The organism is Pseudoflavonifractor phocaeensis (genome assembly GCF_016901735.1).
In the GTDB taxonomy this organism is placed as follows: Bacteria; Bacillota; Clostridia; order Oscillospirales; family Oscillospiraceae; genus Pseudoflavonifractor_A.
This window is the reverse complement of record NZ_JACLZC010000054.1, coordinates 1-21,721: the sequence shown is the minus strand read 5'-3', so window position 1 is coordinate 21,721 and position 21,721 is coordinate 1. Positions and strand designations below refer to the sequence as shown.

Annotated in this window: 17 protein-coding genes, 1 rRNA gene and 1 pseudogene; 11 read left to right on the top strand and 8 right to left on the bottom strand. The window is 61.9% G+C overall.

Going from position 1 to position 21,721, the window contains the following annotated elements; all coding sequences use genetic code 11:
• From H7U37_RS11355 to H7U37_RS11315, 9 genes and pseudogenes are all read left to right on the top strand, one after another.
• Positions 1-523: pseudogene (locus tag H7U37_RS11355) on the top strand (DNA polymerase III subunit gamma/tau); the annotation flags it as partial.
• Positions 524-581: 58 nt separating this feature from the next.
• Complete coding sequence (locus H7U37_RS11350) at positions 582-926, top strand: YbaB/EbfC family nucleoid-associated protein (protein ID WP_204875781.1); 345 nt, start codon at positions 582-584, stop codon at positions 924-926.
• Between the two features lie 4 nt (positions 927-930).
• Positions 931-1,446 carry a GNAT family N-acetyltransferase gene (locus H7U37_RS11345; protein WP_204875780.1) on the top strand — a complete coding sequence of 172 codons (516 nt, stop codon included), beginning with the start codon at positions 931-933 and terminating at the stop codon, positions 1,444-1,446.
• Positions 1,447-1,448: 2 nt separating this feature from the next.
• Complete coding sequence (locus tag H7U37_RS11340; protein WP_243414308.1) at positions 1,449-2,138, top strand: YoaK family protein; 690 nt, start codon at positions 1,449-1,451, stop codon at positions 2,136-2,138.
• A gap of 19 nt (positions 2,139-2,157) precedes the next feature.
• Positions 2,158-3,285: a DUF362 domain-containing protein gene (locus H7U37_RS11335; protein ID WP_204875779.1), complete on the top strand. Its 1,128-nt coding sequence runs from the start codon at positions 2,158-2,160 to the stop codon at positions 3,283-3,285.
• A 17-nt stretch (positions 3,286-3,302) separates the two neighbouring features.
• On the top strand, positions 3,303-3,950 hold the full coding sequence (deoC, locus tag H7U37_RS11330) for a deoxyribose-phosphate aldolase (RefSeq protein WP_204875778.1): 648 nt from the start codon (positions 3,303-3,305) through the stop codon (positions 3,948-3,950).
• A gap of 244 nt (positions 3,951-4,194) precedes the next feature.
• Positions 4,195-5,424 carry a BMP family lipoprotein gene (locus tag H7U37_RS11325; protein ID WP_204875777.1) on the top strand — a complete coding sequence of 410 codons (1,230 nt, stop codon included), beginning with the start codon at positions 4,195-4,197 and terminating at the stop codon, positions 5,422-5,424.
• Positions 5,425-5,623: 199 nt separating this feature from the next.
• On the top strand, positions 5,624-7,315 hold the full coding sequence (locus H7U37_RS11320) for an ABC transporter ATP-binding protein (RefSeq protein WP_243414307.1): 1,692 nt from the start codon (positions 5,624-5,626) through the stop codon (positions 7,313-7,315).
• Between the two features lie 133 nt (positions 7,316-7,448).
• A complete protein-coding gene (locus H7U37_RS11315; RefSeq protein ID WP_204875768.1) occupies positions 7,449-11,237 on the top strand; it encodes an S-layer homology domain-containing protein in 3,789 nt (1,262 codons plus the stop codon).
• Positions 11,238-11,309: 72 nt separating this feature from the next.
• Here H7U37_RS11315 and H7U37_RS11310 read toward each other — a convergent pair whose 3' ends face one another.
• The 3 genes from H7U37_RS11310 to H7U37_RS11300 form a co-directional block, all read right to left on the bottom strand.
• On the bottom strand, positions 11,310-12,173 hold the full coding sequence (locus H7U37_RS11310) for a MetQ/NlpA family ABC transporter substrate-binding protein (RefSeq protein ID WP_204875766.1): 864 nt from the start codon (positions 12,171-12,173) through the stop codon (positions 11,310-11,312).
• Between the two features lie 433 nt (positions 12,174-12,606).
• Positions 12,607-13,338, bottom strand: coding sequence for a methionine ABC transporter permease (locus tag H7U37_RS11305; protein ID WP_204875765.1), 732 nt, complete (start codon positions 13,336-13,338; stop codon positions 12,607-12,609).
• The gene (locus H7U37_RS11300) at positions 13,331-14,362 is read right to left on the bottom strand and encodes an ATP-binding cassette domain-containing protein (RefSeq protein WP_204875763.1); all 1,032 of its coding nucleotides are present in this window, start codon (positions 14,360-14,362) and stop codon (positions 13,331-13,333) included. The genes H7U37_RS11305 and H7U37_RS11300 overlap by 8 nt, the downstream gene beginning before the upstream one ends.
• A 228-nt stretch (positions 14,363-14,590) precedes the next feature.
• On the opposite strand from H7U37_RS11300, the gene H7U37_RS11295 reads away from it, so the two are divergent.
• Positions 14,591-15,727 carry an AI-2E family transporter gene (locus H7U37_RS11295; protein WP_204875762.1) on the top strand — a complete coding sequence of 379 codons (1,137 nt, stop codon included), beginning with the start codon at positions 14,591-14,593 and terminating at the stop codon, positions 15,725-15,727.
• 346 nt (positions 15,728-16,073) lie between these two features.
• Here the strand turns inward: H7U37_RS11295 and H7U37_RS11290 are convergent, their stop codons facing one another.
• The 4 genes from H7U37_RS11290 to glpK all read right to left on the bottom strand — a co-directional run bounded on the left by H7U37_RS11290 (position 16,074) and on the right by glpK (position 20,755).
• On the bottom strand, positions 16,074-16,427 hold the full coding sequence (locus tag H7U37_RS11290) for a DUF1667 domain-containing protein (RefSeq protein WP_204875761.1): 354 nt from the start codon (positions 16,425-16,427) through the stop codon (positions 16,074-16,076).
• Positions 16,427-17,695 carry an NAD(P)/FAD-dependent oxidoreductase gene (locus H7U37_RS11285; RefSeq protein ID WP_204875759.1) on the bottom strand — a complete coding sequence of 423 codons (1,269 nt, stop codon included), beginning with the start codon at positions 17,693-17,695 and terminating at the stop codon, positions 16,427-16,429. Before H7U37_RS11285 ends, H7U37_RS11290 begins: the two co-directional genes overlap by 1 nt.
• The gene (locus H7U37_RS11280) at positions 17,692-19,143 is read right to left on the bottom strand and encodes an NAD(P)/FAD-dependent oxidoreductase (protein ID WP_204875757.1); all 1,452 of its coding nucleotides are present in this window, start codon (positions 19,141-19,143) and stop codon (positions 17,692-17,694) included. The genes H7U37_RS11285 and H7U37_RS11280 overlap by 4 nt, the downstream gene beginning before the upstream one ends.
• A 112-nt stretch (positions 19,144-19,255) precedes the next feature.
• Positions 19,256-20,755, bottom strand: coding sequence for a glycerol kinase GlpK (gene glpK / locus H7U37_RS11275; RefSeq protein ID WP_204875754.1), 1,500 nt, complete (start codon positions 20,753-20,755; stop codon positions 19,256-19,258).
• 385 nt (positions 20,756-21,140) lie between these two features.
• Between glpK and H7U37_RS11270 the strand changes: the two genes are divergently transcribed.
• Positions 21,141-21,524, top strand: coding sequence for a metal-dependent transcriptional regulator (locus H7U37_RS11270; protein WP_204875749.1), 384 nt, complete (start codon positions 21,141-21,143; stop codon positions 21,522-21,524).
• Positions 21,525-21,626: 102 nt separating this feature from the next.
• On the opposite strand, the gene rrf is transcribed toward H7U37_RS11270, so the two are convergent.
• Positions 21,627-21,721: ribosomal RNA gene (rrf, locus tag H7U37_RS11265) — 5S ribosomal RNA — on the bottom strand; the annotation flags it as partial.

Genomic DNA, 21,721 nt, shown 5'->3' with positions numbered 1-21,721 from the left:
GGACCGCCCCCCCTGGGAGGAGGAGGAACGCCCGCCCCTGCCGGAAGAGCCGGGCGAATGGGCGCCGCCGGTGGAGGAACCCCCTCCCGTCCGTACCGCATCCCGGCGAACCAAGGCGGCTCCGGCTGCCGCTCCCCCCGCGCCCACTGTGGCGGCGGCCCCTACGGGCGGCACCTCTGGCGGCGCGGACCTCTGGCCGGCGCTGGTCAAGGCCCTTTATAAACGGGTCTCCATGGGGGTTTACTCCTTCCTGACCAAGGGCAATATGGTACAGGGACGACTGGAGGGCGATGTGCTCACCCTGTGGGTGGACAGCGACTTTACCGCCAGCATGGTCACCCGGGGCAAAACCCTGGAGGCGGTGGCCGCCGCCGCCGGCGCCATGCTGGGCAGGACGGTGCGCTGCACGGTGGCGGTGGGACAGCCCCCGGAACCCGCGGCCGAACCGGTCCCTCCCGCCGGGGACCATCTGGACGAGCTGGTGGAAAAAACCAAGGGTCTGGAACACCGGGTCATCAAATAAACTACAACAAAAGGTAATTTTTGACGAATATTATCCAAATTCGAAGGAGGAACACACAATGGCAAAAGGCTTTGGACGCGCCGGAATGGGCGGTATGGGCGGCATCAATATGAACATGATCAAGCAGGCCCAGAAGATGCAGCAGGATATGGCCAGAATGCAGGCCGAGCTGGAGGAGAAGGAATACACCGCCCAGGCCGGCGGCGGCATGGTGGAAGCGGTGGTCACCGGCAAGCGGGTGGTCAAGAGCATCAAGGTGGACCCCGAGGCGGTGGACCCGGAGGACGTGGAAATGCTCCAGGATATGATCGTGGCGGCGGTGAACGAGGCCCTGCGGGCGGCGGAGAGCGACGTGGCCTCCTCCATGCAGAGCATCACCGGCGGACTGGGCCTGCCCTTCTGAGTCCATGCTGGAGACCAGGCGGCTGCTGCTGCGTCCCATGACCTGGGCGGACCGGCCGGAACTCTGCGCCATCCTCCAGGACAGGGAGACCATGTACGCCTACGAGCACGCCTTTTCGGAAGAAGAGGTGGACGAGTGGATCGCCCGGCAGCTCCGGCGGTATGAGACCGACGGCTTCGGCCTCTGGGCGGCGGTGGAACGGAACACCGGGCGTCTGGTGGGGCAGATCGGCCTCACCCTCCAGGATTGGGCGGGACAGCAGGTGCCGGAGATTGGCTATCTGCTCAACCGCAGATTCTGGGGGCTGGGCTACGCCACCGAAGGGGCCATGGCCTGCAAGGCCTACGCCTTTGACGCGCTGGATCTGGATGCGGTCTACTCCATCATCCGGGACAATAACCTGCCCTCCCAGGCGGTGGCCCGCCGGAACGGGATGCGCCCTGTGGGACGGCTGGTCAAGCACTATTACCATATGGATATGCCCCACACTGTGTGGATGGCCCTCAAAAGAGGCGAGTAACGATGGATACGAGGGGAAAACAGATGTCCGAGACCTTCCGGCTGGGCGCCGTGCTGGCGGTGGCCGGCGGATTCTTGGACGCTTACACCTATTTGGTACGGGGCAAGGTCTTTGCCAACGCGGAGACCGGCAACATGGTTTTGTTGGGCGTCAATCTGCTCAACCGGCAGTGGTTTACCGCTTTGGGATACCTGGCTCCCATCCTGGCCTTTGCCGCCGGCGTGGTGGCGGCCGAGGCCATCAAGCGCCGGTGTCAGGGACGGCTCATCCACTGGCGGCAGCTGTGCGTCCTGGCGGAAGCCATTTTGCTTTCTGGCGTGGCCTTCCTGCCCCAGGAGCTCAACAGCCTGGCCAACATTGCGGTGGCCTTTGTGTGCGCCGTGCAGGTGGAGAGCTTCCGCAAGGTCCACGGCCACGCCTTCGCCACCACCATGTGTACCGGCAACCTGCGCAGCGGCACCGAACGGCTGTGGCAATTCCTGCAATCCGGAAAGCGGGAGGATCGCCGGCAGGCGGGGGAATATTACGGCATCATCCTCTTTTTTATCGCGGGAGCGGCGCTGGGCGGCTTTGTCTGCGCGCGCTTTGCCGAGCGGGCGGTACTGCTCCCCTGCGCGCTGCTGCTGGCGGCCTTTGGGATGATGTTTTGGAAGAACGAAACGGGACAGGCCAAAGACTGTCCCCGGGTTTGAACAAAGGAGCGATGTGAATATGGAACAGGCAAAGGTATATTTTACCGATCTGCGGGCCAAGCCCGGCACCAACCTCCTGCGCAAGCTGGAAAAGCTCATGCGGCAGGCCGGTATCGGGGAAATTGATTTCGAGAAAAAGCTGGTGGCCATCAAGCTCCACTTCGGCGAGCCGGGCAATCTGTCCTTCCTCCGTCCCAACTACGCCAAGGTGGTGGCCGACGTGGTGCGCAGCCTGGGCGGCACCCCCTTCCTCACCGACTGCAACACCCTCTATGTGGGCCGGCGCAAAAACGCCGTGGAACATCTGGACGCCGCCTATGAAAACGGCTTCTCTCCCCTGACCACCGGCTGTCAGGTCATCATCGGCGACGGCCTCAAGGGCACCGACGACGTGGAGGTGCCGGTGGAGGGCGGCGTGTATGTGAAAAAGGCCAAGATCGGCCGGGCGGTGATGGACGCCGACGTGTTCCTCTCCCTCACCCACTTCAAGGGCCACGAGGCCACCGGCTTCGGCGGCGCGCTGAAAAACATCGGCATGGGCTGCGGCAGCCGGGCGGGCAAGATGGAGCAGCACGCCGGCGGCAAGCCGGAGGTCCAGCAGGAAAAATGCGTGGGCTGCCATATGTGCATCCGTCAGTGCGCCCAGAACGCCATCTCCTATAACGCGGAAAACAAGGCCGCCATCGACCATGACAAGTGCGTGGGCTGCGGCCGCTGTCTGGGGGTCTGCAATTTCGACGCCATCTATAACCCCAACGACTGCGCCAACGACGAGCTGTGCGCCAAGATCGCCGAGTATGCCAAGGCCGTGGTGGACGGCCGGCCCCACTTCCACATCAGCCTGGTGATGGACGTGTCCCCCTACTGCGACTGCCACGCCGAAAACGACCTGCCCATCCTGCCTGACGTGGGCATGTTCGCCTCCTTCGACCCGGTGGCCCTGGATCAGGCCTGCGCCGACGCCTGCATGGCCCAGTCCCCCATCCCCGGCTCCAAGCTCTACGACAACATGCACGCCGACGGCTTCTGCGACCATCACGACCACTTCACCAACACCTTCCCCGAGACCAACTGGAAGGCCTGCCTGGAGCACGCTGAAAAGATCGGCATCGGTACCCGCTCCTATGAACTCATCACCGTGAAGTAAAGAAAGGAAGGGAAACCATGGACATTCAGAACATCCTGGCCCACTGCGACCACACCCTCCTGAAGCAGACCGCCACCTGGGCGCAGATCAAGACCATCTGCGACGAGGGTATGACGTACGGCTGCGCGTCGGTGTGCATCCCCCCCGCCAGCGTCAAGCAGGCCGCCGACTATGTGGGCGACAAGCTGAAGATCTGCACCGTCATCGGCTTCCCCAACGGCTACGCCACCACCGAGGTCAAGGTCTTTGAGACCGAGGACGCCATCCGCGCCGGCGCTGACGAGATCGACATGGTCATCAACCTGGGCTGGGTGAAGGACGGCCGCTGGGACGACCTGCTGGAGGAGATTAAGGCGGTAAAAGAAAGCTGCGGCGGCCGCATCCTGAAGGTCATCGTGGAGACCTGCCTGCTCACCGAAGAAGAGAAGATCCGCATGTGTGAGATCGTCACCCAGTCCGGGGCCGACTATATCAAGACCTCCACCGGCTTTTCCACCGGCGGCGCCACCCGGGCGGACATCGCCCTCTTCAAGGCCCATGTGGGCCCCGGCGTGAAGATCAAGGCCTCCGGCGGCATCCACTCTCTGGAGGAGGCCCAGGTCCTCATGGATCTGGGGGCCGACCGGCTGGGCGCCAGCGCCCTGGTGGGACTGGTCAAGGGCTGAGTTCCTTCGTCAAAAGGCCCAAAAGAAATCACTAAAAAAGTACGCTCTTTACTTAAAAGTAAGGGGCGTACTTTTATTTATTTAATAGTTCTGTAAAAATCCGCGCAAAAACGTAAAATTTCGGTTGCTCTTTATTAGGGTGTGTTGTATAATGAAATTACGCCCAGTTTTCGGATGACGCAATCACACCGTCTCCCCCTTTTGGGCTCTGTTTTTATGGAAAGGAAGGTAGATTAGATTGAAGATGTTCAAGAGAATCGCCGCCTTGCTGCTGTCCGTGTCCATGGTGGCCGGCCTGGCAGCTTGCAGCAACACTACCACCACCACCAGCACTGCGCCTGACGGCAGCAACGGCGACGACGCCACCGCCAGCGACTACAAGGTGGCCATGATCACCGACTACGGCGACATCACCGACCAGTCCTTCAACCAGACGACTTATGAGGCTTGTAAGGCCTTCTGTGATGCCAACAACATCCAGTTCAGCTACTATAAGCCCAACGGCGACAACACCGCCGAGCGCGTGGCCATGGTGGACGCCGCTGTGGCCGACGGCTATAACGTTATCGTGATGCCCGGCTACGCCTTCGGCGGCACCATCGTGGAGGCCTCCGAGCAGTATCCCGAAGTGAAGTTCGTGGCCCTGGACGTGGCCGCCGGCGACATCCTGGAGGCCGGCGTACCCCTGCAGGGCGAGGAGTACGACTACAATCCCGACAACTGGAACGTGAAGGATTACTATTACTCCGACAACGTCTACTGCGCCGTGTATCAGGAAGAGCTGTGCGGCTACATGGCCGGCTACGCCGCCGTGAAGCTGGGCTACACCCATCTGGGCTTCCTGGGCGGCATGGCCGTCCCCGCCGTCATGCGCTACGGCTACGGCTTCGTGCAGGGTGTTGACGCCGCCGCCGCCGAGCTTGGCATCGGCGACAGCGTGACCGTGGAGTATGTCTACGGCAACCAGTTCAACGGCGACGCCGACATCACCAGCTACATGGACAACTGGTACCAGACCCTGGGCGTGGAAGTGGTCTTTGCCTGCGGCGGCGGCATCTACACCTCCGCTGCTGAGGCCGCCGCCAAGGTGGACGGCAAGGTCATCGGCGTGGACGTGGACCAGGCCGCCATCATCGACGCTTACGGCGCCGGTATGACCGTCACCTCCGCCATGAAGGGCCTGGCGCCCACCACCCAGCACATCCTGGAAGAGATCATCCTCAACGACAACTGGTCCTCCTACGCCGGTCAGATCGAGACCCTGGGCCTGGTGTCCGGCGACGATCCCGAGGCCAACTATGTCCAGCTGCCCATGGAGTCCACTCAGTGGGATGACAACTTCACCCAGGACAATTACAAGGATCTGGTGGCCGCCATGTTCGACGGTGAGATTACCGTCTCCAACGACACCACCGTGGAGCCCGAGGCCAACGCCACTGTGATCACCGTCAACCCCTACGGCAACATCAAGTAAGTATTCCCCTCACGATTTCCCGGCGCGGACAGGAACTTCTCCTGTCCGCGCTTTTTTCTGTCCCGGCATCCCCTGTTTTGTGGTATGATGAAGAAAAACTCCGGGAGGCGTTCGTATGAGGTGAAAAAACGGGGCGTCGGACCAGGCCATCCTGCGCAAGCTCTTTTCCTTCCTGCGGCCCAGACAAAAGGCGCAGTTTTTGGGCGTACTGGTGATTCTGGCCCTGTCGGCCGGTCTGACCCAGCTCACTCCCCTGGCCATCGAATACCTGACCGACCATGTGCTGGCCGAGCAGAGCATCCGGTTCCAGTCGGTGGCTCCCATCCTGCTCTTCATCCTGTGCGCCAACGTGGTCAATGAGGTCATCAAGGTGATCCGGCGGCTGATGGTGGAGGATACCGCCACCTACATCGAAAAAAGCGCCCGTCAGCGGGCCACAGAGGCGCTGCTCAAAGCGCCCCTGTCCTACTTCCGCGCCCACATGACGGGCAACATCCACGGCCGCCTCAACCGCAACCTGGAGGGGACCTCCAAGCTTATCAAGCTGCTCTTTATGGACTTTGCCCCGGCGGTGGCCAGCGGCATGGCGGCGGTGGCGGTGATCTTCGCCAAGCTGCCCCTGTTGGTGGCCCTGTCGGTGGTGATGGTCATTCCGGTGGGCACCCTCATCGTGCTGCGGCAGATCTCCACCCAAAAGGGCATCCGGGTGGAGCTGATGGAGACCAAAGCGGCCATGGACGGCACCATGGTGGAGCTGCTGGGGGGCATCGACACCATCCGGGTGCTGGACAGCACCCAGCGGGAGCTGGGCCGCCTGGAGGGGCGCTCCGAGCGGCTGCGGGCCAAGGAGATGAAGCACCATACCGCCATGGCCTTCTATGACTGCCTGAAATTCATCAACGAGGCGGTGTTCAACGTGGTGGTCATCGCCCTGACGGTGCTGCTGGCCGCGGGCGGGACCATCAGCATCGGCACGGTGCTCTCCACCTACCTGTGCTTTACCCAGCTCACCAGCCCGCTCCGGGAGCTGCACCGCATTTTAGACGAGTTCTCCGAGAGCATGGTGCTGGCCAGGGACTATTTTGCCATTGTGGAGCTTCCCACGGACTTCTCCTACCGGCTGCCCGCTCCCCGCGGCGGGACGGACCCGGCGCCGGGTGAACTGGAGCTGAAGGGGGTGTCCTTTTCCTATCCGGAAAAGCCGGAGGTCAAAACGCTGGACCACATCGACCTGCGGGTGGAACGGGGAAAATTTGTGGGCATCGCCGGTCCCAGCGGCTGCGGCAAGTCCACCCTCATCAAGCTCATCGCCAAGCTGGAGCCCTATGAGGGTCATATTACCATCGGCGGGGTGGATCTGGACGGGCTTTCCAGGGCGGAGCTGGCCGAGCGGGTGGCGCTGGTGCCCCAGAGCCCCTTTCTGGTGGCCGACACCCTGTATGAGAACATCTGCTACGGCATAAAGCGGCCCGTCTCCCGGGCGGAGGTGGAGGAGGCGGCCCGGCGGGCCTGTCTCTCCCAGGTGGTGGAGCAGCTGGCCGGCGGATATGACTTCCAGGTGGCCGAGGGGGGCGGCAACCTGTCCGGCGGTCAGCGGCAGCGCATCGCCCTGGTCCGTATTTTCCTCCGCAAGCCGGAGATCCTCATTCTGGATGAGGCCACCTCCGCTCTGGATAATACCACCGAAAAATACATTCAAACCCAGATTGAGGAAATGCAGGCGGAACAGTCCACCACCATTCTGTCCATCGCCCACCGTCTGACTACGTTGGAGCATTGTGACGAGATTATTGTGATGGATCGGGGCGAAATCGTCCAGCGCGGCTCCTTCCACGCCCTGAAGGAGACCCCGGGCATCTTCCGGGATATGCACCGTGGCGTGCTGAAGTAGCGCATATGCCGGTTTTTTATTCACCTTCTCTTGACATGTCAGCTGAAAAGTGGTATCCTCTCTTTCATAATTATCCACCGTATCCGGATGTTATACACCCGGAACTCCGGAGGAAAGAGGATTGGTGAAGCATATGAAGAAACAAACGTCCCTTGGACGGCTGCTGTCCCTGCTGATGGCGCTGGCCCTCCTGCTGTCCCTGTGCGTGGTGCCGGCTTCGGCTGCGGAACCCTCCACGTCCACCGCCCAGTTCTTGAATACCACCCAAGACGGCGGCGAAAACATGATCTCCCTCACCAATGAGCGAACTTTTAAGGCCAGTATCCCGGTGAATATGACCGAGGCCAAGGCCCAGGAAATCGCCGCGCAGGTGGTCTGGTCCCTGCTCCGGGACGAGAGCCAGGAATACCTGGACGACGCCCTCTATCCCAACCAGTTCGCCGGCGGCGCCCTGGACGCCTGGGTGTGCAGCGACGGCGAGACCCCCTTCTTCTCTGACGTGACCTCCGGCGTGGAGGTGGTAAACGGCCAAGTCTATCTGACTGTCACCTTCTCCAACAGCTGCTACTTCGGCGACGATTTCAGCGCCCCCCATGTGAACGGCGGCTATTATCTGGACGTGTGCGGCTACTTCAACCTCACCGCCGACCTGAACGGCCAGAATCAGGGCAGCGTCTCCCTGAAAATCGCCCCCTATGACAGCTTCCACACCATGGCCGAGCTCTATGAGGAAATTGACGCCATCGTGGACTTTGCCGCCGACAATACCGATCTCTATGTGGAGAAGTGCTCCATGGGCAAGAGCCAGGGCGACAACGGCCTGGACAGCCTGGATATGCCCTATCTGATCGTGGCCAAGAACAAGGCCGCGGTGGAGAAGTGGCAGACCATCAAGGAAAAGGCCGAGTCTGATCCCTCCGCCCTGATCGCCCAGATCGAAAACGGCACCCTGGGCGACTATCAGGTCCCCGTCCTCTACTCCAACGTCCACGCCAACGAGGTGGCCGCCGCCGACGGCGTGCTGGCCTTTGCCTGGATGCTGGTGAACACCGCCGCCTCCGAGCGCGGCACGGTGGACTACGATAAGCTCACCGGCTTCACCGCCGCCGGCGAGGCCGAGCTGGCCGCCCAGATGGGCGAAAAGGGCGCGGAGGGCTCCGTCGCCGTCCCCGATCTGGTGGCCGATACCGCCACTTACCTGGGCTACATCAAGGGCGAAAACGCCGACGGCACCACCGCCACCAGCTCCACCGTGGTGGACCTGGAGAAGTATTACACCATCGAGACCGAGACGGTGGATGTGGACGACCTGCTGGACGACGTGTTCTTCCTCATCGTCCCCGAGGAGAACGTGGAAGGCCGTACTTACGTGACCCGCACCTCCTCCGGCGGCTTTGATCTCAACCGCGACAACTCCTTCCAGACCCAGGCAGAAACCCAGAATATGACCCAGCTCATCGCCCAGTGGAACCCCGTCAGCTTTACCGAGTTCCACGGCCGCGTCTCCGCCTTCCAGTGCGAGCCCTGCGATCCCCCTCACGAGCCCAACTTTGAGTACGACCTGCTGGCCGAGCACCTGATGACCGGCGGCGAGGCCCTGGGCATTGCCGCCGTGGCCAACAACGACGGCCACAACAGCTATGTGATCCCCCAGCGCGACTATCTGACCTACACCGGTGAAAAGACTGCCGACGGCGACGATCAGACCCAATGGCTGGACCCCTGGGACGATATGTCCACCAGCTACACCCCCCAGTACGCCATGCTCCACGGCACCGTCGCCTACACCGTGGAGGTCCCCGCCTATGACGAGTTCATGGTGGAGGCCCTGTCCTACGGCCAGCTGGGCCAGAGCGCCTACATCGCCGAAAACAAGGAGAGCTACCTCCTGGCCCAGACCAAGATCTTCGAGCGCGGCGTGACCAACGCCAACTCCGACGCCTACGACCTGGTGGGCCAGTGGTTCTGCGACCAGTACGACGTGGAAGGCGCCGAGGCCGACCTGTTCCGCCCCGAGTATGACGGCGAGGGCGAAAACGGCAACTTCTACCCCGAGTGCTACATCATCCCCATGGACGGGGTCAACCAGTCCAACCTGCAGGCCGCCGCCGATATGATGGAGTATCTGGCCCGCAACGGCGTAAAGGTCAACCTGACCGAAGAGCCCTTCACCTATGACGGCGTGACCTACCCCGCCGGCACCCTCATCGTCTCCATGTATCAGGCTAAGCGCTCGGTGGCCAACGGCGTGCTGTATGACGGCACCGTCATCACCGAGTGGCCCGTCCTCTACTCCGAGGGCATCACCGCCTTCAACAAGACCCGCGGCTTCGACATGGCCGTGTGCGCCGAACCCGCCGCCTACGAAACCATCGCCGACGCCTGCGGCGACGCCATGGACTATGCCGACGCCCAGGCCTATGTGTCCACCCTGACCTCCTCCTTCACCGGCGTGAAGGACGCCCAGGTCATCCTGGTGAACGCCTCCGAGGACTCCACCGCCGCCGTCAACGCCCTGCTCAAAGCGGGCAAGGAGGTCTCCGTCCTGGTGGACGAGCCCTACATGGGCAGCTTCCTGTGCTCCTACGCCGACTGGCTGAGTGTGGCCGACGACTATCTCCTCACCGGCATCGGCGTGGAAACCGTTGATTCCGCCACCTCCCTCATTCCCAAGGCTCCCGTGATCTACATCTCCGGCAAGCCCGCCGACAATGACAGCGGCTTTGTCAAGAGCACCCTGGTCAGCGGCGCCGCCCAGTACAACTACGACCGCCAGGCCATGGAGACCCTGGGCTTCACCGTCACCGAGAACGCCGCCGAGGCCGACCTCATCATCGGCGCCGCCGCTCTGGACGCCCAGGCCCTGGCCGCCGTGAAGAGCGGCACCCCCTACATCGGCTACGGCTCCAACGCCATCAATTCCGCCGTCTCCCTCTTTGAGGAGGGCCAGCTGGTGCGGGAGAGCGTCAGCCGCAACGCCATGGACGCCCTGGCCTATGTGACCTATCCCACCGTCACTCCCACCACCGCCAGTTACATCTCCGAAGGGGACGACATCCTCTACGGCTACGGCGCGGGCTACTTCGCCGCCATCCCCGACGGCGCTCAGGTTCTGGTGCAGCTGGACGGCTCCAAGGAGCTGCTGGAGGGCTTCCTGCCCAGCACCGGCGAGCATTACGCCGACTTCCTGGATAACTCCATCCAGGCCATTGCCTATCAGGGCGCGGGCGCGGACGGCGCGCAGCTGGACGTGGTCCTCTTCGCCAACACCCTGACCAACAAGACCCATCAGCGGGATGAGTATAACTTCATCTCCAACACCGCCTTTGCCAGCGTCCAGGGCACCGGCTACACCGACGTGGCCGAAACTGCCTGGTACGCCGAATCCGTTATGGCCGTCACCGACCTGGGCCTGATGAACGGCACCTCCACCCACCTCTTCAGCCCCATGATGACCACCGACCGGGCCATGATGGTGACCGTCCTCTACCGCATGGCGGGCAGCCCCGCCGGCGAGTGGGCCACCACCGCCTATGCCGACGTGACCGCCGGCAGCTGGTATGAGACCGCCGTCAACTGGGCCGCCGATCAGGGCGTCACCCAGGGCGTGGGCACCGTGGAGCAGAACGGCGCCACCTATGCCCTCTTCGCCCCCACCGCTACCCTGACCCGGGAGCAGGCCGTGGCGCTGCTCTACAACTACGCCAAGGCCCAGGGCTATGACACCACCGTCACCGGCGCCAGCGCTCAAAACTTCTCCGACTACGGCTCCGTGGCCGGCTGGGCCAAGACCGCCATGGACTGGGCGGTGGAGACCGGTCTGCTGACCGGCACCAGCGCCGGCACCCTCAATCCTCAGGGTTCCGCCACCCGCGCGGAGCTGTCCGCCCTGCTGGTGCGGGCCGCCGACCTCTTCGCCTAAGCACTCTGTTCCAACCATAAAAATCGGGCGTACCGCAAACACACGGTACGCCCGATTTCGTTTTGCCTTTTCTTAGAACACAGGCACCACGGCGCCGCCGTAGGTCTCCTCCATGAAGGCCTTGACCTCGTCGCTGCACAGGGCCTCGGCCAGAGCCTGGATGGCGGGATCGTCCTCCCGGCCCTCCTTGACGGTCAGCACGTTCACATAGGCCTGGGCGGCCTCGCCGTCGGCGGACTCCACCGCCAGGGCGTCGGACACCTTCAGACCGGCGTCAATGGCATAGTTGCCGTTGATGACCGCCATGTCCAGGTCGGCCAGACGGAGGGGCAGCTGGGCGGCCTCCATCTCCACGATGTCCAGGTTCTTGGGGTTGTCGGTGATATTGTTGATGGTGGCGGTGATGCCGGCGTCCTCCTTCAGGGTGATGAGGCCCTCCTGCTGGAGGAGGAGCAGGGCGCGGGCTTCGTTGGTGGCGTCGTTGGGCACGCCGATCTGTGCGCCGTCGGCCAGGGCGTCCAGGCTGTCGGTCTTGCCGGCGTACAGGCCGAAGGGCTCGTAATGGACCTCGGCCACGCTCACCAGGTGGGTGCCGTTCTGATCGTTGAAGTCGTTCATGTAGGTAATGTGCTGGAAGTAGTTGGCGTCCAGGGAGCCGTCCTCCACAGCGTTGTTGGGCTGGATGTAGTCGTTGTACTGCTTGATGTCCAGGGTGATGCCCTGCTCGGCCAGGATGTCCTTCACCACCTCCAGGATCTCGGCGTGGGGAGCGGGGGTGGCGCCCACGGTGATGGTGATGGGTTCGGTGCTGTCGGACCCCTGGGGCGCGGTGGAGGCGTTGGCGTTGGGGGTGGTGGAGGTGCCGCTGCCGGCGCAGCCGGCCAGCAGGGCGCAGGACAGCGCGCCGGTAAGGATGAGAGCGGTCAGTTTTTTCATGATTCATGTCTCCTTTTTTTGATGTTTCCCAAAACAAGGTACAAAAAAACGCCCTTGAATACAGTTCAAGGACGAGAGCTTTCCGCTTCGTGGTACCACCTTGCTTCACCTCTGCCTCACGGCAGAAGCCTTATGGAGTACAAACATACTCCTGCGCGCTGACGGGCGCACCCGTCGCAGCCTGTGCCGTATTGCAGTCAGCCGCGCCGCTCCAAGACCATCTTCCCCAGAACCTTCCGTACCCGTTTCCACCGTACCGGGCTCTCTGTGCCGTATCTTTCTGGCTACTCTTCTCTTCCTCGCGTTTGAGGGGCGTGATTCAGTTTTGCTTTGGCTGCACTTAGTATATGACACCCTCGGCCCCTTTGTCAAGGCAGCACTTTGCACAAAAGAGCCGGAGCGCACAGAGATTTCCGCACGCTCCGGCCAAACTTCAGCGATTTTTGGACCCTTTCTTTTTGCCGGCATTGCGTACCCGCTTGTCCAGCCGGACGGAGGACCGGGTACCGATGGACTGGATGATCTGCACCAGAATGACCAGCAGGATCACCGCGCCGTAGAGAATGACGATCTTGCTGCGGTAATAGCCGTAGTTGATGGCGGTGGCGCCCAGGCCGGATCCGCCCAGGATACCCGCCATAGCGCCGTAGCTGAGGATGGTAATGGTGACGGTGGTGGCGCCGGTGAGGAGGGAGGGCAGGGCCTCGGGGAGAAGCACCTTTCGGACGATCTGGAAGGGGGAAGCGCCCATGGCCTGGGCGGCCTCAATGACGCCGGCGTCCACTTCCCGCAGGGAGGATTCCACCATCCGGGCCACGAAGGGGAAGGCGGCGATCACCAGCGGCGGAATGAGGGCCTCGGTGCCCACGCTGGTGTTCAGGATCAGCCGGGAGAGGGGGATAGCCATAATCATCAAAATCAGGAAGGGGACGGAGCGGAGAATATTGATGATAAAATTGAGCACCGCCATCAGGGGAGCGGGCAGGGGCCGGACGCCGTTCTTTTCTCCGGTGACCAGCAAAATGCCCAGGGGCAAACCGATGACATAGGAAAAGAGAGTGGAAAGGACGGTGGAATAGAGGGTGGCCCAAATATCAGCGGGCAGGTTTTGCAGCAGGACGGAAATCTGGTCCTGCACGTCCGCGCTCTGGAAAAATTCAAGCATGGTAATCCTGCACCTCCTCTACGGTGACGTTGGGCTGATTGCGCAGATAGGTCATGGCCTTGGCCGCCTCCGCCGGGTCCTCGGGGAGCCCCAGCAGCATGGAGCCGAAGGCCTGTCCGTTGATGTTCTTGGTGTCGGCCCCCAGAATGTTCACCTTCACCTGGCAGTCGATGGCCAGAGAGGCGATGAGGGGCTCATAGGACGAGCCGCCGTTAAAGACCACCCGCACCACCCGCACGGCGGGCAGCCGCTCAATGACCGCGCCCTCGGGAAAGACCAGCCTGCGGCCGGCCTCGGTCTTGGGGTTGGAAAAGACCTCCTCCACCGTGCCGGTCTCCATCACCCGGCCGTGGTCCAGAATGGTCACATGGGTGCAGATCTCCTCCACCACCGCCATCTCATGGGTGATGACCACCACGGTGATGCCCAGACGCTTGTTGATGTCCTGCACCAGGCGCAGGATGGACCGGGTGGTGGTGGGGTCCAGGGCGGAGGTGGCCTCGTCACAGAGCAAAATCTTGGGATTGGAGGCCAGTGCCCGGGCAATGGCGACGCGCTGCTTCTGGCCGCCGGAGAGCTGGGCGGGATAGGCGCCGGCCTTATCGGGGAGACCCACGATTTCCAGCAGCTCCTGGGCCCGCTTTCTGGCCTGGGCCTTGGGTACTCCGGCGATCTCCATGGGGAAGCAGATATTGCTCAGGCAGGTACGCTGCATGAGCAGGTTGAACTGCTGAAAGATCATGCTAATGGACCGCCGGGCCTGCCGCAGCTGGGCGGAATGCAGCTGGCACAGGTCCACCGGTTCGCCGTTCTCCGTCTCGATGAGGCCGTCAATGAGGACCCGTCCCTCGGTGGGACGCTCCAGGAGATTGATGCAGCGCACCAGGGTGGATTTGCCCGCGCCGCTCATACCCACGATGCCGTAGATGTCGCCGTCCCCGATGGTAATGGACACATCCCGCAGGGCCTGGACCTCACCGTCGGCGGTGGGGAAGGTTTTGCTGATATGTTCTAGTTGAATCACGGAAAAACGCTCCTTTCCAGCGGTCTGCTCCCGGTCTTTTTTGCCCGAAAAATACCGCTGAGGGCTGAAATACATATCCTTCATTGTATGCCAAAACCCTTGTCCCTGTCAAGGCAAAAACCTCCCCTTCCCTTTCCCGCTATTTTCATTGACGAACCCTGCGCAGGGTGATATAGTGTCATTATCCTCTTTCGCTGGATGATCCTATTGACAGACAGGAGCGTGTCCATGGACCGGAAATTATTCAAAAGTATCCTCTTTATTGTCACCTATACCCTGCTTCTGGCGCTGGTGCTGCTCAGGATCGACACCATCTTTGCCATGCTGGGCAGTCTGCTGGGCCTGCTGGGGCCTCTGTTCATCGGCTTCGGCATTGCCTTTGTACTCAACCGTCCCTGCCAGTTCTTTTTCCGCCACTATCATAAGGCTTTGGGCAAGGATGACCCGGAGGCCGGCCGGGGCTTGGCGGTGCTCACCTCCTATGTGATGCTCCTCCTCCTGATCGCCGCCGTTTTCTCCTTTGTGCTCCCCAAACTGGGGGAGAGCATCCAGCTCTTTGCCAGCCAGCTCAACGGCTATGTCGCCAACCTGCAAGTCTGGGTGAACAGCCTGGCGGAACACCTCCATCTCACGGATCTGGACCTCATTAACTTTTCCAGCCTGCGTACCTACCTCAACGGTATGCTGGAGACGGTACTCTCCACCCTGGGCAACGCCGCCCCCCATCTCATCAACTTTACCGGCGGCATTATTTCCGGCATCGTGACCTTGGTGCTGGCCATTGTGTTCTCTATCTACATGCTGGGCGGGCGGGAGACCCTCCTGGCCCAGAGCCGCCGTATCCTCTCGGCCTATATTCCTCCCAAGCCGGCGGCGATGATCCTGGACGTGGTCCATCTGACCGCCGACACCTTCACCAACTTTGTCAGCGGACAGCTCACCGAGGCCTGCATCCTGGGTGGCCTGTGCGCGCTGGGGATGCTCTTCATCCAGCCGGACTATGCCGCGCTGATCGGCGTCATCATCGGCGTCTCGGCGCTCATTCCGGTGGCGGGCGCCTATATCGGCGCCATTCTCTCCGCCTTCCTGCTGCTGATGGTCTCCCCCATCCGGGCGCTGATCTTCCTCATTTTCCTGGTCATCCTCCAGCAAATCGAGGGCAACGTCATCTATCCCCGGGTGGTGGGCACCTCCATCGGCCTGCCCGGCATCTGGGTGCTGGCCGCGGTGACGGTGGGCGGCGGCCTCTTCGGCCTGGTGGGCGTCCTGTTCAGCGTGCCCATTACCTCCGTTCTCTACACCCTGGTCAAGCGGGACGTGCGCAAGCGTCTCCGTACCTCCCGGGAGACAACCTCCATAGAGTAAAAAATTCCCCTTTCGCCTGAGCGAAAGGGGAATTTTTCAGAATGCCGAAAAAGTCTGTATCCCATCGGCGTGCAAGTATCGCGGGTGAATGATGCAAATTCCCGCCATGTCGTTTTTCAATTCCCAGCGTGCCTGGGCTCCCTCTTTGAGGGAGCTGTCAGCGCAGCTGACTGAGGGAGTCATCCTACTCCCTCCGCCCCTTCGGGGCACCTCCCTCAGAGAGGGAGGCAAGCGAGGAACTCCCCCGCTTCTATGCAAGTACCTGATTTTTTCTTGCACCGCGTTTCACTTCTTCGACAGGCTGAAAAATTCCCCTTTCGCCTGAGCGAAAGGGGAATTTTCTATGTTACAGATTGCGGGTGGCGATGACGTCCACGCCGGTGCCACACACGTCATGGACCACCACGTCCCCAATGGAGATGGGAGTTTTCATCTTGGCCTTGCGGATCTCCCGCAGGCAGTCGAAAATCTTCTCCTTGGGAATGGCCTGGGCGGTCTTTACCGACAGGGGTTCGGCGCTCCCCTCCACGGTGAGCACCGAGGTGACCATCCGGGTGGGGGCGGACACCTCATGCTCGGCGTATTCCTTGCCCTTCTTGCAGGTGTTGCCCGTGACGCTGACCATGGCGCCGTTCTCCACTTCCACCGTCAGCTGGCAGCCCATGGGGCAGCCGATACAAGTCAGATACCGTGTCTCCATCAGCCCTTCACCTCCAGTCTTACCGTGATCTTTTGGGCGTTCTCATGACCGGCAAAGACCTCCGGTCCCACCTCCAGCACCGCCATTTCGCCGGGGGCCATAATCATATGGGGCTTGCCCCGCAGCACCTCGGCGCCGTCGATGTCCACACAGATGCGGGCCGCCTTATAGACGTCCCGGGGGCGGAACATAAAGCGGATGGGGGCGTCCACCTGCCCCACGTGGACCTGCTGGGGCACGATGCCGTTGACGCCGAAGCCCTGCTCCACCTGGACCGCCTGGCCCTGGGCGCTCTGCCCCTCCAGGACGTAGCGGGCGGCCTGCACGCCGGCCCGGGCGGACTCCTCGGAGACGAAGTCCACCAGATCGTGGACGTGGAGCACGTTGCCGGCGGCAAAAATGCCGGGCACGCTGGTGGCCAGGGTCTCGTCCACCACCGGCCCGGAGGTGGCGGGGGAAATGGCCACGCCGGCGGCGTTGGAGAGCTCATTCTCGGGAATGAGGCCCACCGACAGCAGCAGGGTATCGCACTCGATGTACTGTTCCGTGCCGGGGATGGGCTTCCGGTCGGGACCCACCTCGGCGATGGTGACCCCCTCCAGCCGTTCCCGGCCGGAGATGTCCACCACGGTGTGATTGAGCATCAGGGGGATGCCGTAGTCGTCCAGACACTGGACGATGTTGCGCTTCAGGCCGCTGGAATAAGGCATCAGCTCCACGCAGGCCTTGACCTCGCAGCCCTCAAAGGTCATGCGGCGGGCCATGATAAGGCCGATGTCGCCCGAACCCAGGATGACCACCTTTTTGCCGGGCAGGAAGCCCTCCAGGTTGACGAAGCGCTGGGCGGTACCGGCCGAATAGATGCCGGCGCAGCGCCAGCCGGGGATGCCCAGCGCGCCCCGGGGACGCTCCCGGCAGCCCATGGCCAGGATGATGGCCTTGGCCTGGAATTGCTGGAGCCCCTCGGTGGGGCTGATGGCGGTGACCACCCGGTCGGCGGTCACGTCCAGCACCATGGTATTGCACTGATAGGGCACCCCCAGGGCCATGGCCTGGTCGATGTAGCGCTGGGCGTATTCGGGGCCGGTGAGCTCCTCGCCGAAGCGCTGGAGGCCGAAGCCATTGTGGATACACTGCTTGAGGATACCGCCCAGGCTCTCCTCACGCTCCAAAATCAGCAGGTCCCGTACGCCGGACTCCCACGCGGCCACCGCCGCGGCCAGGCCGGCGGGACCGCCGCCGATAATCAAAAGGTCAATGGTTTTCATGCCTTCCCCTCCTCTCCGATACGGCCTACCAGCAGCTTGGACGCGCCGCCGAACTTGGTGATGTCGGTGGGGTCCAGTCCCAGCTCCTCACAGAGGATGGCCACCACTCTGGGCGAGCAGAAGCCGCTCTGGCAGCGGCCCATGCCGGCGCGGGTGCGGCGCTTCACGCCGTCCAGGGTACGGGCGCCCAGAGGCCGGCGGATGGCGGCCCGGATCTCGCCCTCGGTGACGGTCTCGCACCGGCAGACGATGCGGCCAAAGGCCGGGTCCTGGGCGATGAGGGCGGCCCGCTCCTCGTTGGAAAGCTCGCGGAACTTGGGGATGGCTTTGCGGTTGGGGTTGAAGTTATCCTTCTTGCCTGCATTGAGCCGCTGGGCGATCCGCTGGGCCAGGTCCTTGCCGATGGCCGGGGCGGAGGTCAGGCCGGGAGACTCGATACCGGCGGCATTGAAGAAGAAGGGGGCGTCGGCCGGTTCGCCAATCTTGAAATCACCGGTGGAGGGACGGGGCCGCACACCAGCAAAGGTGGTGATGAAGGACCGGGTGGGCATATCCTCCCAGGTCTTGCGGGCGAAGGTCAGGGCCTTGTCCAGACCCTCGGCGGTGGTGCGGGTGTCGGTGGGGTCGTCGATGTCCTCGGCGGTGGGGCCGATCAGAATGGAGCCGTCCACCGTCCGGGCCACCAGGATGCCCTTGCCCTTGTCACTGGGCAGCTGGAACATGGCGGAGTGGAACACACCCGCATAGGACTTGTCGATCATATAATACTCGCCGCGGCGGGGCAGGATGTCCAGCTTCTCGGCGGTGACCATGTTGTTGAACTTACCGGACTGATAACCGGCGGCGTTGACCACGGCTTTGGCCTCCAGCGTCTCGCCGGCGGCGGTCTCCACCAGCCACACCTCTCCCTCCCGGCGGATGCCGGTGACGGCGGTGTCCAGCTGGAACCGGGCTCCGTTCTCCACAGCGTTCTCCGCCAGAGCGATGGTCAGCTCGTAGGGACAGACGATGGCGCCGGTGGGCACCCACAGGGCCCCTCTGGCGGTGGAACCCACATGGGGCTCCTTCTCCCGCAGCTCCGCCTCGCTGAGGACCTTCAGGCCGGGCACGCCGTTGGTCTCGCCCCGCTTGCGCAGAACTTCCAGCTGAGAGAGGTCGTCTCCTTCAAAGGCGACGACCAAAGAACCGTTGCGCTCAAAGGGCACTTCCAGCTCGACGCAGAGCTGGTCGAACATGCCGTTGCCTTCCACGTTATATTTCGCCTTCAGCGTGCCTTCCTTGGCGTCATAGCCGCCGTGTACGATGGCGGTATTGGCCTTGGTGCAGCCGCCCTCCGCCACGTCGGAAGCCTGGTCCACCACCAGGATATCCAGATCCCAGCGGGAGAGCTCCCGGGCAATGGCACAGCCCACTACGCCGGCGCCGACGATGATCACATCTCTTACCATATGCTTTTCCTCACCCTTTCCAGCATATTCTACACCTCATGCATCAGAAACAGGGACCCCCGACCAAACAGGCCGGGGGATGCCCCATACCGCACAGACGGTGCGTTTTTTCTTATTCTTCGGTATCGGCCCACTTGAGGGAACGGCCCACAGCCTTCTCCCAGCCCTTGATGAGCTTCTTGCTGGTGGCCTCGTCCATCTCGGGCACGAAGGTGCGGGAGACGGCCCAGTTTTCCATGACCTCTTCCTTGCTGCTCCAGTAGCCCACAGCCAGACCGGCCAGGTAAGCCGCGCCCAGAGCGGTGGTCTCGATGCACACGGGGCGCTGGACCGGCACCTGGATCACGTTGGACTGGAACTGCATCAGGAAGTTGTTGGCACACGCGCCGCCGTCCACCTTGAGGGCGGAGAGCTTGATGCCGGAGTCTTCCTGCATGGCGGTGAGAACGTCATAGGTCTGATAGGCCAGCGACTCCAGGGTAGCGCGGATGATGTGGTACTTGTTGGCGCCGCGGGTGAGGCCCACGATAGCGCCGCGGGCGTAAGCGTCCCAGTGGGGCGCACCCAAGCCGGTAAAGGCGGGGACCACATATACACCGTTGGTGTCCTTGACCTTATTGGCCATATACTCGGAGTCGGGGGAGGAATCGATGAGCTTCATCTCATCCCGCAGCCACTGCACCGCGGCGCCGGCCACGAAGATGGAACCTTCCAGGGCGTACTCCACTTTGCCGTCCACGCCCCAGGCGATGGTGGTGACCAGGCCGTTGTGGCTCATGACGGGCTTCTCGCCGGTGTTCATCAGCAGGAAGCAGCCGGTGCCGTAAGTATTCTTGGCCATACCGGGCTGGAAGCAGGTCTGACCGAAGAGGGCGCACTGCTGGTCGCCGGCCGCGCCGCCGATCTTGATGGGAGAGCCGAAGATGGAGGGATCGCTCTCGCCATAGACACAGCTGGAGGGCTTGACCTCAGGCAGCATGGAGGCGGGGATGCCCATCAGATCCAGCAGCTCCTCATCCCACTTGAGCTCGAAGATGTTATAGAGCATGGTACGGGAGGCGTTGGAGTAGTCGGTCACATGGACCTTGCCCTTGGTCAGGTTCCAGATGAGCCAGGTGTCGATATTGCCGAAGAGGAGGTCGCCGGCCTCGGCCTTTTCCCGGGCGCCGGGGACGTTCTCCAGAATCCAGCGGATCTTGGTGCCGGAGAAGTAGGGGTCGATGACCACGCCGCACTTATTGCGGATCTTGTCGGTCCAACCATCGGCCACCAGCTGATCGCAGTAGTCAGCGGTACGGCGGCACTGCCACACAATGGCGTTATAAACAGGCTGACCGGTGGTCTTGTCCCACACCACGGTGGTCTCGCGCTGGTTGGTGATACCGATGGCAGCGATGTCTTCCGCGCTGGCGCCGATCTTCAGCATGGCTTCCTGTGCCACACCCATCTGGCTGGCCCAGATCTCCATGGCGTCATGCTCCACCCAACTGGCCTTGGGGAAATACTGGGTAAATTCCTTCTGAGCAACGCTGCAAATATTACCCTTCTTGTCGAACAGGATACAGCGCGAACTGGTGGTACCCTGATCCAATGCCATAACATAGGTTGCCATGAGTGTTACCTCCTTCAAAGTTTTGGTTTTTGTATCTGTGATGGGCCGCGCCCAACTTTTTATAGTTTTATTATATAATTCTGTTTGGTTATTACGCAAGAGGATTTCCTTGCATATGCCATTTGTTCTGTGCATTTTTACAACATCTTTTCTCCCGGTATCCGATGGCGCAAACTGTTGCGGCTGTTATGGTCTCATCGGTCCAACGCAAAAAATTCCCATTTTAGAGCAAGAAATTTTTGTATATTTTCACCAATGATTTTTTGAACTTTTTTACAGGCTTAGAGAACGCATGGGTTCAACTTTTTTGCCTGCCCTTGCCTCCCACCGCGCTTTGTGATATAGTATCTCCATTAGCACATATTACGAAGGGAGCCTGCGCCTCATGAAGATTCAAGAGTCGGCGGAGAATTATCTGGAGGCCATTCTGATGATCCGGGAGGAAAAGGGCTCTGTCCGCTCCATTGACGTGGCCCATCACCTCGAATTTTCCAAGCCCAGCGTCAGCCGGGCCATGAGCCTTCTGCGGGAAAACGGATACATTCAGATGGACAAGGACGGTTTGCTCACCCTGACCGAGGCCGGCTACGCCATCGCCTCCCGGATCTACGAACGCCATCAGCTTCTGACCCAGTGGCTCACCACCCTGGGCGTCTCGCCCGATGTGGCGGCCAGCGACGCCTGCCGTCTGGAGCATGACCTAAGCGACGAGACCTTCCAGAAGCTCAAGGACCACATCAGCAACGCGGCCCGTCCGTCCGAGGCCTGAACAAAAAACGAGGGGAGCAGCGCTTTTTTGCGCTGCTCCCCCTTTTTCGCGTCGGAGAAACAGAAAACTCCGGACAGCAATAGCTGTTCGGAGTTTGTTCTGTGTTGGCATTACCTATTTTCCCGGTCCGTCTCCAGACAAGTATCTTCGGCGCAGGTGAGCTTAACTGCCGTGTTCGGGATGGGAACGGGTGGACC

Coding starts and splice junctions, on each gene's coding strand:
- H7U37_RS11350 (WP_204875781.1), top strand. CDS start 582: ATGGCAAAAGGCTTTGGACGCGCCGGAATGGGCGGTATGGGCGGCATC.
- H7U37_RS11345 (WP_204875780.1), top strand. CDS start 931: ATGCTGGAGACCAGGCGGCTGCTGCTGCGTCCCATGACCTGGGCGGAC.
- H7U37_RS11340 (WP_243414308.1), top strand. CDS start 1,449: ATGGATACGAGGGGAAAACAGATGTCCGAGACCTTCCGGCTGGGCGCC.
- H7U37_RS11335 (WP_204875779.1), top strand. CDS start 2,158: ATGGAACAGGCAAAGGTATATTTTACCGATCTGCGGGCCAAGCCCGGC.
- deoC (WP_204875778.1), top strand. CDS start 3,303: ATGGACATTCAGAACATCCTGGCCCACTGCGACCACACCCTCCTGAAG.
- H7U37_RS11325 (WP_204875777.1), top strand. CDS start 4,195: ATGTTCAAGAGAATCGCCGCCTTGCTGCTGTCCGTGTCCATGGTGGCC.
- H7U37_RS11315 (WP_204875768.1), top strand. CDS start 7,449: ATGAAGAAACAAACGTCCCTTGGACGGCTGCTGTCCCTGCTGATGGCG.
- H7U37_RS11310 (WP_204875766.1), bottom strand. CDS start 12,173: ATGAAAAAACTGACCGCTCTCATCCTTACCGGCGCGCTGTCCTGCGCC.
- H7U37_RS11305 (WP_204875765.1), bottom strand. CDS start 13,338: ATGCTTGAATTTTTCCAGAGCGCGGACGTGCAGGACCAGATTTCCGTC.
- H7U37_RS11295 (WP_204875762.1), top strand. CDS start 14,591: ATGGACCGGAAATTATTCAAAAGTATCCTCTTTATTGTCACCTATACC.
- H7U37_RS11290 (WP_204875761.1), bottom strand. CDS start 16,427: ATGGAGACACGGTATCTGACTTGTATCGGCTGCCCCATGGGCTGCCAG.
- H7U37_RS11285 (WP_204875759.1), bottom strand. CDS start 17,695: ATGAAAACCATTGACCTTTTGATTATCGGCGGCGGTCCCGCCGGCCTG.
- H7U37_RS11280 (WP_204875757.1), bottom strand. CDS start 19,143: ATGGTAAGAGATGTGATCATCGTCGGCGCCGGCGTAGTGGGCTGTGCC.
- glpK (WP_204875754.1), bottom strand. CDS start 20,755: ATGGCAACCTATGTTATGGCATTGGATCAGGGTACCACCAGTTCGCGC.
- H7U37_RS11270 (WP_204875749.1), top strand. CDS start 21,141: ATGAAGATTCAAGAGTCGGCGGAGAATTATCTGGAGGCCATTCTGATG.